This is a genomic window from Undibacterium sp. TJN25, assembly GCF_049339885.1.
Taxonomy (GTDB): Bacteria; Pseudomonadota; Gammaproteobacteria; order Burkholderiales; family Burkholderiaceae_D; genus Undibacterium.
This window is the reverse complement of sequence record NZ_JBMPPM010000022.1, coordinates 1-15,225: the sequence shown is the minus strand read 5'-3', so window position 1 is coordinate 15,225 and position 15,225 is coordinate 1. Positions and strand designations below refer to the sequence as shown.

At 56.7% G+C, this 15,225-nt stretch carries 12 protein-coding genes; 10 read left to right on the top strand and 2 right to left on the bottom strand.

Annotation, left to right across the window (positions count from 1 at the left end):
• Window positions 1-222: 222 nt before the first annotated feature.
• The 10 genes from scpB to ACO0LO_RS28585 all read left to right on the top strand — a co-directional run bounded on the left by scpB (window position 223) and on the right by ACO0LO_RS28585 (window position 13,518).
• Window positions 223-1,227, top strand: coding sequence for an SMC-Scp complex subunit ScpB (scpB, locus tag ACO0LO_RS28630; RefSeq protein ID WP_422969893.1), 1,005 nt, complete (start codon window positions 223-225; stop codon window positions 1,225-1,227).
• Window positions 1,214-2,914: a pseudouridine synthase gene (locus ACO0LO_RS28625; protein ID WP_422969891.1), complete on the top strand. Its 1,701-nt coding sequence runs from the start codon at window positions 1,214-1,216 to the stop codon at window positions 2,912-2,914. The genes scpB and ACO0LO_RS28625 overlap by 14 nt, the downstream gene beginning before the upstream one ends.
• A 391-nt stretch (window positions 2,915-3,305) precedes the next feature.
• Window positions 3,306-3,791 (top strand): ribosome maturation factor RimP, encoded by a 486-nt coding sequence (gene rimP, locus ACO0LO_RS28620; RefSeq protein WP_422969889.1) that lies wholly within the window; start codon window positions 3,306-3,308, stop codon window positions 3,789-3,791.
• Entirely contained in the window at window positions 3,788-5,347 is a 1,560-nt protein-coding gene (gene nusA / locus ACO0LO_RS28615; RefSeq protein WP_422969887.1) for a transcription termination factor NusA, read from the top strand. The genes rimP and nusA overlap by 4 nt, the downstream gene beginning before the upstream one ends.
• Before the next feature lie 49 nt (window positions 5,348-5,396).
• Window positions 5,397-8,294, top strand: coding sequence for a translation initiation factor IF-2 (gene infB / locus ACO0LO_RS28610; RefSeq protein ID WP_422969885.1), 2,898 nt, complete (start codon window positions 5,397-5,399; stop codon window positions 8,292-8,294).
• Between the two features lie 58 nt (window positions 8,295-8,352).
• A complete protein-coding gene (gene rbfA / locus ACO0LO_RS28605) occupies window positions 8,353-8,742 on the top strand; it encodes a 30S ribosome-binding factor RbfA (RefSeq protein WP_422969883.1) in 390 nt (129 codons plus the stop codon).
• Window positions 8,743-8,782: 40 nt separating this feature from the next.
• On the top strand, window positions 8,783-9,721 hold the full coding sequence (gene truB, locus ACO0LO_RS28600; RefSeq protein WP_422969881.1) for a tRNA pseudouridine(55) synthase TruB: 939 nt from the start codon (window positions 8,783-8,785) through the stop codon (window positions 9,719-9,721).
• A 141-nt stretch (window positions 9,722-9,862) separates the two neighbouring features.
• Window positions 9,863-11,698, top strand: coding sequence for a translational GTPase TypA (gene typA, locus ACO0LO_RS28595; RefSeq protein WP_422969879.1), 1,836 nt, complete (start codon window positions 9,863-9,865; stop codon window positions 11,696-11,698).
• 134 nt (window positions 11,699-11,832) lie between these two features.
• Window positions 11,833-12,711, top strand: coding sequence for a DMT family transporter (locus ACO0LO_RS28590; RefSeq protein WP_422969877.1), 879 nt, complete (start codon window positions 11,833-11,835; stop codon window positions 12,709-12,711).
• Between the two features lie 72 nt (window positions 12,712-12,783).
• Window positions 12,784-13,518: an rRNA pseudouridine synthase gene (locus tag ACO0LO_RS28585; RefSeq protein WP_422969875.1), complete on the top strand. Its 735-nt coding sequence runs from the start codon at window positions 12,784-12,786 to the stop codon at window positions 13,516-13,518.
• A 39-nt stretch (window positions 13,519-13,557) separates the two neighbouring features.
• Here the strand turns inward: ACO0LO_RS28585 and ACO0LO_RS28580 are convergent, their stop codons facing one another.
• Both ACO0LO_RS28580 and ACO0LO_RS28575 read right to left on the bottom strand, forming a co-directional pair.
• A complete protein-coding gene (locus ACO0LO_RS28580) occupies window positions 13,558-14,877 on the bottom strand; it encodes an aspartate aminotransferase family protein (protein WP_422969873.1) in 1,320 nt (439 codons plus the stop codon).
• 184 nt (window positions 14,878-15,061) lie between these two features.
• Window positions 15,062-15,211, bottom strand: a complete 150-nt coding sequence (locus ACO0LO_RS28575) for an EAL domain-containing protein (RefSeq protein ID WP_422969934.1) — start codon at window positions 15,209-15,211, stop codon at window positions 15,062-15,064.
• Window positions 15,212-15,225: the final 14 nt, after the last annotated feature.

Genomic DNA, 15,225 nt, shown 5'->3' with positions numbered 1-15,225 from the left:
ATTGATCTGCTGTCCCCGCGATTGTAATGATGCTTGTCATTCCAGTCTGCCGGTGAGGGAAGACGGTACTGATCCAATATTGCCTGAGTGGCGCCCACTGGCGGTACGCCGTTGCATCATTGATGGCGAATACAGTGAAAAATAACAGCATTGGTATTTTGTGAGGCTAGGTATCTAGCCTTATTCAATGCTACGTTCTGCTTATAAAACTAAAGAGTTTGCATGAATACTGCTGAGGCCAAGAGAGTCCTCGAAACTGCGTTGTTATGCGCGCATGAGCCGCTTACCGTCAATACCATGAAAAAGCTGTTTCTCGACAGCGATGATCAAGATGATGTTGTCGGTGCGGACACCATCAAGTCCATGCTGGAGCAATTGCGCAGCGATTGGGCTGACAAGGGTATCGAACTGGTCGGTCTTTCTACCGGCTGGCGTTTCCAGAGCCGGCCCGAGATGCGAGCCTATATAGACAGGCTGAATCCTGAAAAGCCGCCCAAGTATTCGCGCGCCACGCTGGAAACCCTGGCCATCATCGCTTACCGGCAGCCGGTAACGCGCGGTGACATTGAAGAAATCCGTGGCGTTACTGTGAATTCGCAAATGGTCAAGACGCTGGAAGATCGCGGGTGGATAGAAACCATAGGCCACAGGGATGTTCCCGGCCGGCCATCATTGTTTGCGACGACGAAGCAATTTCTGGATGACCTTGGGCTGGCGTCGCTGGATCAGCTGCCCCCGTTGCAGCAGGTCAGCAAGGGCGATGTTGCCGACGCGGGCGTGCCGGAACTGGATGCGCTGGAAGAGGGAATGTTTGCTACTGCGGTGCAGGTGGCTTCCGGCGACGGTGCGGCAGACGGCTCTGCAGGGGCTGAGGCGCAGGCATTGTCCGAGGCGTTGCCGCTGGAGCAGGCGTCGGAAGACGGGCAAATTGCGGAGCCTTCTGTGCAGCAGGATGAGGCGCAGACCGGCCAGATGCATGAACAGGATGTTGCGGTAGACACCGCCGTGGCGGAGGAGGACGGACAAACCCCTGTTCCGACCAAAAACGATCAAGTACTTGCCGGCCCTGCAGCAGAGGCTGTGGCGGGCGCTCAGAATGAGAACCTTCAGGACCATGCCGGCATCGTTGCGGCAGCTGAAGCGCCAATTAACAATCTGGCAAATGAAGCCGAGGCGGATGCGTCGCTCAGCCAGCCAAATATAGAAGCAGATAATGAACACAAATAATCCAGACGACGTCAAGGCTGACGCTCCCGCTCCAGAATCCTCCGAGGGCGGCGATGTGGCTGCCAGGCCTGCCAAACGTGGCGTCCGGGGGCCAAGGAATATGCGGCGTTCGCGTGCCAGGCCGGAGGGTGGCGCGGAACAGGCTGCACCAGGTGCTGAGGAAGCAGGACATTCTGAGTCTGCGCTTGATAGCGATGGCAATGTGGCGGTAGCTGCGGAAGGCGTTGCGGGCGAAGCCGGCAAGCCGCGCGCGCGCAATCCGAGGAAGAAGAATGATGCAGGCAAGCGTGCCGACGGCAGCGACAGGCCTCCGCGGGAGCCCCGCGCGCCGCGCGCCGACAATGCCGAGCCTCGCACTCAAAATGGCGGTAACGCCGGCAACAGCGGAAACGGCAATGGCGGTAGTAACAAGCGTCCGCCCGCCAAAGGCGGCCGCCAGGGCGGTCGTGCCAATGCAGGTGGTGCGGATGAGGTATTTTCTTTTGTGACGTCCGAAGCGTTTGATGCTGCGCACGCTGAAGCGGACTCCAAGGGCAAGCGCCAGGCCAAACCGGTTCGCCGCGACCTGACTGCAGATGACGATGCGCCTAAATTGCATAAGGTGCTGGCAGAGGCCGGCCTGGGCTCGCGCCGCGACATGGAGGATCTGATCGTTGCCGGACGTGTTTCAGTCAATGGTGAGCCGGCCCATATCGGCCAGCGTATTTTGCCGACCGACCAGGTGCGCATCAACGGCAAGCCCATACAGCGCAAGGTCAGCAAGAAGCCGCCACGCGTATTGATGTACCACAAGCCTGCGGGCGAAATCGTCAGCACCAGCGATCCGGAAGGCCGCGCGTCGGTCTTCGACAGCCTGCCGACGATGAAGGCCGGCAAATGGCTTGCTGTGGGTCGCCTGGATTACAACACCGAAGGCTTGCTGCTATTCACGACCTCCGGCGATCTGGCCAACCGGCTGATGCATCCCCGCTACGGCATTGAGCGCGAGTACGCGGTCAGGACACTGGGCGAGCTGGAAGAGGGTATGCGCCAGAAGCTGTTGAACGGCGTTGAGCTGGACGACGGTCTTGCGCAGTTCTCCAAAATCATGGATGGCGGCGGCGAAGGCGTCAACAAGTGGTATCGCGTGATTATCGGTGAAGGCCGAAACCGCGAAGTGCGTCGCATGTTCGAGGCAATCGGTTTGACGGTGTCGAGGCTGATACGCACCCGCTACGGCGCGATGACCCTGCCGTCCGGCCTGAAACGCGGTCGTTGGGAAGAGATGGAAGAGGCTGCAGTGCGCGACCTGTTGAAGATCAGTGGCCTGGAAAAAGCGGGCGGTGACAAGACGGCGGGCGCTGCGGCGAAGGGCAAGGGCGGTAATTTCAGGGCCGATGGCAACAAGGCGCAGCGTCCGGCAGATCCGTTTGCACGCTCGTTTGACAAGCCTTTCGGTAAGCCTTTTGGCGCACCGGCACCACGCGGCGGCGGTGATTTCGGTAACCGCGATACCGGCAATCGTGATGCTGGCAATAAAGATTTTGGAAATAAAAAACCGGCGGGCCGTAGCCGCCAGCCCGACCCTTTGCAAACTGCGCTGGGTTTCCCGGATGCGGGACACAGGCGTGGCGGCGGCACGATGCGCGGTAGCGGCCAGGCAATTGGCCAGGGCATTGCTCAGCGCCGGCGAGCACGCGGTAAATAAGTTGGCAGGATTGTAAAAATTTTCTTTGAAGAAATTAAAACGGGCGAAGCCTTTGCGAAGGGCCTTCATCGTTTTGATTAATGAAAAGAAAATATTGACTACTTTGGCACGATTTTTGTTTAAAGGCTCGCCGTATGGGGTCAATTCAGAACTTTTGTCATTGCGACACAGTAAATAATCGTTTATAATCTTGTAGTTAGCAGATTTTGCCCGTATTGAATGCGTAACTGGTTCATTGGTCGTTTATGTGGCATTGCATTAAAAAGATGGGCTTTGCCCATTTTTTTTTGGCGCTGCGATTCCTGCATGTCCTGTTGTAGGGCAGCGCAGCATGACGCCGCAAGGCCTGGCCTGGATCTGAACGCGATATTGGCATTTTTGGAGAATAGTTTTGCAGTTGCTGGAATTAATAGAAAAAACCGTCAACGGTACCGGATACGATCTGGTGGACTTTGAGCAGGCTGAACGCGGCCTGTTCAGGGTGTATATCGATTTTTTGCCGGAGGATGCGGAGAAGGGAAATATCACAGTCGAAGACTGCGAGAAAGTCAGTCACCAGTTGTCCCACGTGTTGACGGTCGAAAATGTGAATTATGAGCGGCTGGAGACTTCTTCACCCGGCCTGGACAGGCCGTTGAAGAAATTCAGCGATTTTGTGCGTTTTGCCGGCGAAAAGGTCACCGTGAAGTTGCGCCTGCCCATGCCGGGAACGCCGAATCGCAAAACATTTGAAGGTGTATTGCATGAGCCTGAAGGCGATACGCTGAAGCTGGAATTTGAAGGTAAAGACGGGGCGGCAATGCTGGAGTTTACGCTCGCCGATGTGGATAAGGCACGTTTGGTGCCGCAAGTGGATTTTAGGAGTCGCAAAGCATGAGTCGCGAAGTTTTGTTATTGGTTGATGTGCTGGCGCGTGAAAAAAACGTCGATAAGGATATCGTCTTTGGTGCACTGGAGCATGCGTTGTCGCAGGCGACCAAGAAGCGCTATGAAGGAGAGGTTGATATTCGCGTATCGATCGATCGCGAATCCGGCGAATTCGAATCTTTCCGCCGCTGGCACGTAGTGCCTGATGACGCCGGCCTGCAATTGCCTGACCAGGAAATCCTGCATTTCGAAGCGGTGGAACAGATCCCAGATATCGAAGTGGATGAATATATAGAAGAAGCCATCGAGTCTGTCGATTTCGGCCGTCGTTTTGCGCAAGACACCAAGCAGGTTGTCTTGCAGCGCATCCGCGATGCGGAACGTGAGCAAATCCTGGCGGACTTCCTTGAGCGCGGCGACTCGCTGGTGACCGGCACTATCAAGCGTATGGAGCGCGGCGAAGCTGTCGTTGAATCCGGCAAGATAGAAGCGCGCCTGCCACGCGACCAGATGATCCCTAAGGAAAATCTGCGCGTAGGCGACCGTGTACGTGCCTACATACTGCGCATAGACCGCAATGCCCGCGGCCCTCAGGTGATTCTGTCGCGTACCGCGCCCGAGTTCATCATGAAGCTGTTTGAGCTGGAAGTGCCTGAAATTGAACAAGGCTCGCTGATCATCAAATCCGCAGCCCGCGATCCTGGCGTGCGTGCAAAAATTGCCGTATTCACCAATGACAAGCGTATCGATCCTATCGGCACCTGCGTCGGCATGCGCGGCTCGCGCGTGCAGGCTGTGACGGGCGAACTGGGCGGCGAACGTGTTGATATCGTGCTGTGGTCGGAAGATCCTGCGCAATTCGTCATCGGCGCGCTGGCGCCGGCCAATGTCTCCTCCATCATGGTGGATGAAGAAAAGCATGGCATGGACGTCGTCGTGGATGAAGAAAATCTCGCGATCGCGATCGGCCGCAGCGGCCAGAATGTACGCTTGGCAGCGGAACTGACCGGCTGGCAGATCAATATCATGACCGCGGAAGAATCTGCGAACAAGGCGGCGCAGGAAACTGCTGGCATCCGCGTACTGTTCATGGAACGGCTGGACGTTGACCAGGAAGTGGCAGACATCCTGGTGGATGAGGGTTTCTCCAGCCTGGAAGAAATTGCCTATGTGCCTATCAGCGAAATGCTGGAAATCGACGCGTTTGACGAAGATACCGTCAACGAACTGCGCAACCGCGCAAGGGATGCGTTGTTGACGGAAGCCATTGCGTCGGAAGAAGGCGTTGAAGGCGTGGAAGACGCGTTGATCAACCTCGAAGGCATGAGCCGTGTAACAGCCGGCAAACTGGGCCTGTCCGGCATCAAGACGCTGGAACAATTTGCCGGCCTGGCATATGACGAGTTTGGAGCGATTTTGGCATTGTCGGCCGATCGTGCGCGCCAATTGATTAAAAATGCATTTGAAGATGTGACCGATGATGAGATGAAGCTCATCGACGCTAAATATGATGAACAGGCGAAGGCGTTGTTGGCCAAAGCCTGGAAACTCGTAGAAGCCAAGTAGTAAAAACGAGTTTCATCATCATAATGCGCACATAGAAAAAGAGGACTGAATGGCGAGTAACAATGTAGCCCAATTTGCCACCGAGCTGAAGATGTCAGCGGATTTGCTGCTCACGCAATTGCGTGCCGCAGGCGTCAGTAAAAGCTCGACGTCCGATTCGTTGTCGAAGGAAGATAAAGATCGGCTGCTGGATCATTTGCGTCGTTCGCACGGTGTTTCTGCCGATGCTGAAAAGAAAAAGATCACGCTGACACGCAAGGAAACAACAGAGATCAAGCAGGCGGATGCCACTGGCAAATCCCGTACGATCCAGGTGGAAGTCCGCAAGAAACGCACTTTTGTCAAGCGCGATGAGCCGACTGCTGAAGAGCTGGCGCGTCCGGCTGCCGGTGGCGAAGCCCCTGAGCCGGCGCCAAGCGAAGAAGATATGCGCCGCGAAGCGGAGTTGGTAGCACGCCAGGAAGCCGAATTGCTGGAGAAGCAGGCACACCTGGCCAAGCTGGAAGCTGAAAAAGAAGCACAGGCGCAAGCCATGCGTGAAGCTGAACTGGCTGCCGCTGCGGAAGCCAAGGCGGAAGCGGAAGCGGAAGAAAAAGCTCGCGCAGCAGTTGCCTCCAACTCGGAAAAGGCAGATGCCAAGCCGGCTTCGGATGCGAAGCCTGTGGAAGCCAAGCCGGCGGAAGTCAAAGCAGTTCAGCCAGAAGACGATAAAAAACGCGTTGCTGCTGAAGAAGCGAAGAAAAAAGCTGCCGTGGATGCCAAGGAAGCCGCCGAACGCGCTGCTGCTACCGAAGTCGCCCGCAAGAAAGTGGCTGACGAAGTAGCGCAGATCAAGGAAATGATGAACGCGCAGCGCCGTCCGGTGAAAGCGCCGGAACCGGTTGCTGCGGCAGCCGCTGCGCCGAAAGTCGCGGAAGGCACCTTGCATAAGCCTACGGATAAAAAACCGACGGACAAGAAGCCTGCTGCCAAGGCAGACGAGAAGAAACCGGTTGTGGCGGACAAGAAGTCGATCAAATCGGCAAATGTGTCCTCCACCTGGCAGGATGACAAAAAACGCGGCAGCGGCGGCATTAAAACCCGCGGTGATTCGTCGGGCGGCCGTGACGGCTGGAAGAGCGGCAAGGGTGGCCGTCGCAATAGCCACCATGATGACCGTGAAACCAACTTCCAGGCTCCGGTAGAAGCGATTGTGAAGGACGTCTACGTTCCTGAAACGATCACTGTCGCCGAGCTGGCGCACAAGATGTCGGTCAAGGCATCCGAAGTGATCAAGCAATTGATGAAGCTGGGCCAGATGGTAACGATCAACCAGGTACTGGATCAGGAAACTGCATTGATCCTGGTCGAGGAAATGGGCCATAAGGCGTTTGCCGCCAAGCTGGACGATCCGGAAGCGATGCTGGCCGATGGCACTGAACATGCCGACTTTGAATCTTTCCCGCGCGCCCCTGTGGTGACGGTGATGGGTCACGTCGATCATGGTAAGACATCGTTGCTGGATTACATCCGTCGTGCCAAGGTTGCCTCCGGCGAAGCCGGTGGGATTACGCAGCACATCGGCGCATACCACGTGGAAACACCACGCGGCATGATTACTTTCCTGGATACGCCGGGCCATGAAGCCTTTACGGCGATGCGTGCCCGCGGTGCCAAAGCGACCGATATCGTTATCCTGGTGGTGGCAGCTGACGATGGCGTGATGCCGCAGACCAAGGAAGCGATTGCGCATGCGAAAGCCGCAGGCGTGCCGCTGGTCGTGGCGATCAACAAGATCGACAAACCGGGCGCCAACCTCGACCGCGTCAAGCAGGAACTGGTTGCGGAAAGCGTTGTGCCGGAAGAATACGGCGGTGACTCACCTTTCGTGTCGGTATCGGCAAAAACCGGCGAAGGCATCGATGCCTTGCTGGAGCAGGTATTGCTGCAGGCCGAGGTTCTGGAATTGAAGGCGCCGAAAGATGCGCCGGCAAAAGGTCTCGTTGTTGAGGCGCGTCTGGATAAAGGCCGCGGTGCAGTTGCAACGATTCTGGTTCAGTCCGGTACCTTGAAGCGCGGTGACGTCGTGTTGGCGGGTTCATCCTATGGCCGCGTTCGCGCGATGCTGGATGAAACTGGTTCCAATATCTCGGAAGCCGGTCCATCCATCCCTGTAGAAATCCAGGGCCTGACCGATGTTCCATCGGCCGGTGAAGAAGTGATGGTCATGACGGACGAACGCAAGGCACGCGAAATTGCATTGTTCCGCCAAGGTAAGTTCCGCGACGTGAAACTGGCCAAGCAGCAAGCTGCCAAGCTGGAAAACATGTTCGAACAGATGGGCGAAGGCGAGTTGAAAAACCTGCCTATCATCGTCAAGACCGACGTACAGGGTTCACAGGAAGCATTGGTGCAATCCTTGCAGAAATTGTCCACCAACGAAGTGCGCGTACAGGTTGTGCACGCGGCGGTTGGCGGCATTTCGGAATCCGACGTCAATCTGGCGGTTGCTTCCAAAGCGGTCATCATCGGCTTTAACACCCGTGCCGATGCATCTGCCCGCAAGCTGGCGGAATCCAACGGCGTTGATATCCGTTACTACAACATCATTTACGATGCAGTGGACGAGATCAAGGCAGCCTTGTCAGGCATGTTGACTCCGGAGAAGCGCGAGCACATTCTGGGTATGGTCGAAGTGCGCCAGGTTTTCCTGGTCAGCAAAGTCGGCGCAATTGCCGGTTGCCTGGTGACAGAAGGCCTGGTCAAGCGCGGTTCCTCGGTTCGCCTGTTGCGCAACAACGTGGTGACCTGGACCGGCGAACTGGATTCTCTGAAACGCTTCAAGGACGACGCAAAAGAAGTGCGGGCCGGCTTCGAGTGCGGTCTGTCCCTGAAAGGTTACAACGATATCCAGGTTGGCGATCAGTTGGAAATATTTGAAGTACAAGAGGTAGCGCGTACGCTGTAATCCATGTGGCGCCCGGCATGTGCTGGGCGCCATCAGTTATGGTGTGTGATGAAAGTTTATGGCAAAACATAGTAAAACCATCCCCGGTCGCGGTCTGCGCGTAGCAGATCAGATTCAGCGCGATCTGGCGGAAATTATCTGGTCCGAGCTGAAGGACCCGCGCGTCGGCATGATCACGCTGACCGAAGTCCAGCTGACGCCGGATTACGCGCATGCGAAAGTATATTTCACGACGCTGACCGACGATGCGGAAGCAATCAAGAATACTGTGGAAGCCCTCCTCAAGGCGTCCGGTTTCCTGCGCGCGCAACTGGGTTTGCGTCTGCACATCCATACTCTTCCACAGCTGCATTTCATCCACGATACGTCGACCATGCGCGGTATTGCAATGTCCAGGCTGATTGATGAAGCTAATGCCAGCCGCGCCAAAGACGCCGACGAAGACTGACCCGCTGGCGGACTTCCCGTTCGCCGGTATATAAATTCAAATGACGACTCCGGTTAAAAAAAGAACACGTGTTCCCGTGCACGGTGTATTGCTGCTCGATAAGCCTGTGGGCTTGTCCAGCAATGATGCGCTGATCAAGGCCAAACGCTTGTTCAACGCGCAAAAAGCGGGCCATACCGGCACGCTGGATCCGTTCGCGACCGGTTTGCTACCGCTGTGCTTTGGCGAAGCGACCAAGTTTTCGCAGGATTTGCTGGAAGCGGATAAAACCTACCAGACCATCGTGCACCTGGGTATTGCCACCACTACCGGTGACACCGAAGGCGACGTCACCGGGAACCGGCCGGTGAACGCATCCATTGATGAGATCCAGGCAGTATTGCAGCAATTCCGTGGCGACATCCAGCAGGTTCCGCCTATGTACTCCGCGCTGAAGCGCGACGGTAAACCGCTGTATGAATATGCGCGCGCCGGCGTGACGCTGGAACGCGAGGCGAGGGCGGTGACGATACACTTGCTGGAATTGGTCAGCTACGAAGCTCCGTTCCTGACATTGAATGTACGTTGCAGCAAAGGCACCTATATCCGTGTGCTCGGCGAAGACATCGGTAATGCGCTCGGTTGCGGCGCTCATCTGAAGGCACTGCGCCGTACGCAGGTCGGGCATCTGGTCTTGCAGGAATCCATTACGCTGGAAGCGCTGGCGGAATTGCCGGAAGAGCAGCGTTTGCCGCTGCTGGCGCCGGTGGATGCCCTGCTGTCCAGCTTTCCCTCTATCCATCTGGACGATGTGCTGGCCAAGCGTTTCCTGCAGGGGCAGCGCCTGGCGCTGGGCAAGGAGGCAGTTGAGTTGCCCGGGCAGCAAGGACGGGTGCGGGTGTATCGCACTGCCGACGGGCAACTGTTGGGGTCGGCGCAACTGCAGGAATACGACATCCTGGCGCCGGAAAGACTGATCGCCACAGTACAACACAGCTAGCTTCCCCGTTTATCTGCCAAAAACATAATCAGCTAAACTAAAAACAGACTAACTCATTGAAATTATTGATGTTTTAGGTTTCTTGCATCGCAACATGCTATAATCCGGGGTTATCTGGATCACCCCCTCTCTATCGCTATCATGTCAAATACAAAACGCGCTATACGTAACATCGCCATTATCGCTCACGTCGATCACGGCAAAACCACTTTGGTTGACCAATTGCTGCGTCAATCCGGTACTTTCCGTGAGAACCAGCAAGTCGACACCCGTGTCATGGATTCCAACGACCTGGAAAAAGAACGCGGTATCACGATTCTGGCGAAGAACTGCGCGGTAGAGTACAAAGGCACGCATATCAACATCGTTGATACGCCGGGCCATGCCGACTTCGGCGGCGAGGTGGAGCGCGTATTGTCGATGGTGGACAGCGTATTGCTGCTGGTGGATGCAGTTGACGGCCCGATGCCGCAAACACGTTTTGTCACCCGTAAAGCATTGGCCCTGGGCCTGAAGCCTATCGTGGTCGTGAACAAGGTTGATCGTCCAAGCGCGCGTACTGAATGGGTTGTGAACCAGACTTTTGAATTGTTCGACAAACTGGGTGCAAGCGACGAACAGCTGGATTTCCCGGTTGTTTATGCCTCCGCACTGAACGGCTACGCCAGCCTGGATTCCGAAGCCCGCGAAGGCAACATGGACCCGCTGTTCGACGCAGTGCTGAAACACGTTCCTGTGCGTGAAGATGACCCTGACGGTCCTTTGCAATTGCAGATTTCTTCGCTGGACTACAATTCCTATGTCGGCAAGATCGGTATCGGCCGTATTACCCGCGGTCGCGTCAAGGCACTGCAAGATGTGATCATCATGGACGGCCCGGACAGCACTCCGCGCAAGGTACGCATCAACCAGGTACTGAATTTCAAGGGCCTGGAACGCGTATTGGTGGATGAAGCAGTTGCCGGCGACATCGTACTGATCAACGGTATTGAAGAACTGGGCATCGGCACCACCGTTTGCGCAGTCGACACGCCGGACGCGCTGCCCATGCTGAAAGTGGATGAGCCTACCCTGAACATGAACTTCATGGTCAACAACTCTCCACTGGCAGGCCGCGAAGGCAAATTTGTTACCAGCCGCCAGATCCGTGATCGCCTGGACCGCGAACTGAAAGCCAACGTGGCTTTGCGCGTGACCGACACCGGTGATGACACGACATTTGAAGTGTCCGGCCGCGGCGAGCTGCATCTGACGATCCTGATCGAAAACATGCGCCGCGAAGGCTATGAGCTGGCGGTATCCCGTCCGCGCGTAGTGTTCAAGATGGTGGATGGCGTACGCCACGAGCCGTTTGAAATGCTGTCCATCGACGTGGAAGAAGTCAACCAGGGCGGTGTGATGGAAGAATTGGGCCGCCGTCGCGGCGACCTGCAAGACATGCAACCGGACGGCAAAGGACGTGTGCGTCTGGAATACCGTATTCCTGCGCGCGGCCTGATCGGCTTCCAGGGCGAGTTCATGACATTGACCCGCGGTACCGGCTTGATGAGCCACATTTTTGATGAATACGCACCAGTGGACAATTCCAAGGGCGAACTCGGCGGCCGTCGCAATGGCGTGCTGATCTCGCAGGACGACGGCGCTGCCGTTGCCTACGCCATCTGGAAACTGCAGGACCGCGGCCGCATGTTCGTCAGCCATAATGACCCAGTGTATGAAGGCATGATCATCGGTATCCATTCCCGTGACAATGACCTCGTTGTGAACCCTATCAAGGGCAAGCAATTGACCAACGTGCGTTCTTCCGGCACGGATGAAGCGGTTCGCCTGGTGCCGCCTATCCAGATGTCCCTGGAATACGCGGTGGAATTCATTGACGATGATGAACTGGTTGAAATCACACCGAAGAGCATACGCTTGCGCAAGCGCTACCTGAAAGAACATGAGCGCAAGAAAGCCTCGCGCGACGCCGCATAATAGGGGCGTCAGCTGCAGCGGTGCCTGATCAATCCGGCCCTGCTGCAAGAGAAAATCCGTTTTGCTCAGCCGTTCGCGGCATGACAAAACGGATTTTTCTTTTTGATTTTAAAAATAAAACGATACGCTCTGAGATGACTTCACCCGCCACGCATCGCAAGGCCCTCCTGTTGATGATATCCGCTGCGAGTCTATGGAGCATCGCCGGCGTGCTGACGCGGCAGCTGCATGCAGCCCACGGTTTTGAAGTCACTTTCTGGCGCAGCCTGTTTGCGGGTTTGTTCGTTGCCGGCGCAATGCTGTGGCAGCACAGATCGCAGGCGCTGGGCAAAGTGGCTGCGGCGGGCAGGTTCGGCCTGATTTCCGGCGTGATGTGGGCGGTGATGTTTTGCTGCTTCATGATCGCGCTGACGATGACCACTGTTGCCAACACGCTCATTGTCATGAGCGTAACACCGCTGTTGACGGCTGTGCTGGCGTGGATGATCCTGCATCAGAAGATTGTATTGCGCACCTGGCTGGCTATTGCCGTGGCGCTGGCAGGCATGGTGTGGATGTTTGCAGGCGGCATGTCCAGCGTGGACGCGACCGGGCTGGCAGGCATGCTGGTTGCAACCGGCATTCCCATTGCGATGTCGGTCAACGTCATCGTATTAAAAAAGGCCGGCAAGTCGCTGGACTTGATTCCTGCGGTGTTGCTGGGCGCCGTGATTTCCGGCGTCTTGATGCTGCCGCTGGCAATGCCGCTGCAGGCGTCGCCGCATGACGTGGCGATACTGGCGGTTCTCGGGGTACTGCAACTGGGTTTCCCCTGCATGCTGATGGTCAGCGCCTCGCGGCATCTATCCGCGCCGGAGATATCGCTGCTGGGCCTGCTGGAAGTGTTGCTGGGACCAATCTGGGCCTGGCTGGGGGCAGGAGAAGTGCCCGCCCATGAAACGCTGGCCGGCGGCGGGATCGTACTTGCCGCACTGGTATTCAATGAACTGCTGGCATTGAAAGAAGACGTATAGACGTAAGGAGCCGTGCCCGTGCCTTTTTACGGACTTACTTTGGCAATCTAATCCCTTTTTCTGTATCTATCCATGACCGAAACCCTGCGTCTCGCAAAACAACTTTCCATCCAGCTTGGCTGTTCGCGGCGCGAAGCCGAGATCTATGTCGAGGGCGGGTGGGTCACCGTTGACGGCCTGATCGTCGAAGAGGCCGGGTATAGGGTGGATGCCGCACAAAAACTGGAATTGCTGCCTGGAGCCAGGCTGCAGGACATCGAGCCGGTCACCATTTTGCTGCACAAGCCCGCCGGCCTTGCAAGCACTACAGGTGATTACGGCATCAACGCTGCGCTGGCGCTGATCAGCGCCGACAATCTGGCTCCTGATGACCGTTCAGGCCTGCGTTTCCTGAAAAAGCACCTGGCAGGTTTGAAAGCGGTCGATACGCTGGAAACCATGGCCGGTGGTTTGCAGGTATTTACGCAAGACTGGCATGTCGCCCGCAAACTGGTCGAGGATGCTGCCAAGGTCGAATACGAATACATCGTGGAAGTCACGGGAGAGCTGCAGGCAGACGGACTGGCGCTGCTGAATCATGGCCTGAAGTTCAGCGGCAAGGCTTTGCCGCCTATCAAGGTCAGCTGGCAAAATGAAACCCGGCTGCGCTTCGCATTGAAGACGCCGCCGCTGGGACTGATCCAGCACATGTGCGAAAAGGTGGGGCTGAAGGTGGTGGCAATGAAGCGCATCCGTATCGGACGCGTGCCGATGTCCGGACTGGCGGCAGGGCAATGGCGCTACCTGCTCGGCTACGAAAAATTTTGATCTCTGCGCCCGGCTGCTGCCGGACGCAAAGCACCTGGTTTACTGCGCTTTCAATACATTGGCAATCGATCCGAATAACTGGTCGATCTGCTGCTTCTCTATCACCAGCGGCGGCGACAAGGCAATAATGTCGCCGGTCGTGCGTATCAATACGCCTTGTTCCCAGAAGCATTTCAGGAATACGTCAAAGGCGCGGCTACCCGGCTTGCCGGGTATACTTTCCAGTTCTATGCCACAGACCAGGCCCAAGTTGCGGATATCCTTGACGAAGGGCAGGCCCTTCAGGCTGTGCGCTGCATCGGCGAAATGGGGGGCCATGTCGTCGGCGCGTTCAAACAGTTTTTCTTCCTTATACACTTCGATGCTGGCGATAGCGGCTGCGCATGCGAGCGGATGGGCGGAATAGGTATAGCCGTGGAAAAATTCAATCGCATTTTCCGGCGCGGCGGCCATGAACGCATCATGGATCTCCTGCTTGACGATGACCGCGCCCATAGGCACTGCCGCATTGGTCAGGCCTTTGGCGCACACGATCATGTCCGGCACCACGTCGAAATGCGTCGCCCCAAAAGCACTGCCCAGGCGGCCGAAACCGGTAATCACTTCATCGAAAATCAGCAGGATGCCGTACTTGTCGCAGATGCTGCGCAGTTTTTGCAGATAACCTTTGGGCGGCAGGATCACACCGGTAGAGCCTTGCAGCGGCTCCACGATCAGCGCGGCGACTGTTGCGGGGTCATGCAGGGCCAGCAGGCGCTGTTCCAGTTCATCCGCCAGTTCAGCACCGTGCTCAGGCAGGCCGCGGCTGAAAGCATTCTTTTCTATATTTAGCGGATGGCGCAGATGGTCCACTGCCGGCAGCGCCGGGCCGAAATGCTTGCGGTTGCCGGCAATGCCGCCTACCGAAATGCCGCCGAAACCGACGCCATGGTAGCCGCGCTCACGGCCTATCAGCCTGTGGCGCAGGCCGTCTCCGCGCACGCGGTGGTAGGCCAGTGCAATCTTCAGCGCGGTGTCCACGCCTTCGGAACCGTCATTGCAGAAGAACACGCGGTTCAAGCCCGGCGGCGCAATCGACACAAGCGCGCTGGCGGCTTCAAATGCCAGCGGATGACCCATCTGGAACGTCGGCGCAAAGTCCAGCTTCGCCACTTGCTGCTGCACTGCACTGACAATTTTCGGATGGGAGTGCCCGGCGTTGACGCACCACAGGCCGGCCGTGCCGTCCAGTATCTTGCGCCCATCGTCCGTGGTGTAATGCATGCCTTCGGCAGCAACCATCATGCGCGGTTTGGACTTGAATTGCCGGTTCGCGGAAAATGGCATCCAGAAATGTTCGGTGTTCAGTTGAGTGCTCATAGGGTTCATCCGATAAGGGGAGAAAAAAGATCTATCCGTGCCGTACTTATTTTGCCAGCAAACGCAGACGATGAATATATGAATATACTCTTTTAATTCTTTGTATTCAGCCCTCGGCTAACGCACGCCCCATAAAAAAAGGCACCAACCTTGCGGCGGCGCCTTGAGTCTCGATGTTCCGTATTTATTGCGGCATGGTTTTCCCGAGCCAGGCATGCAAATCTTCCCTGGTCATGGGTTTGGCAAACAGATAACCCTGAGCGAGATGGCAACCGAAAGAGCGCAAGGTCTGCGCCTGCATTTCACTCTCCACCCCCTCCGCAATCACCGACAAGCCCAGGTTCTGGC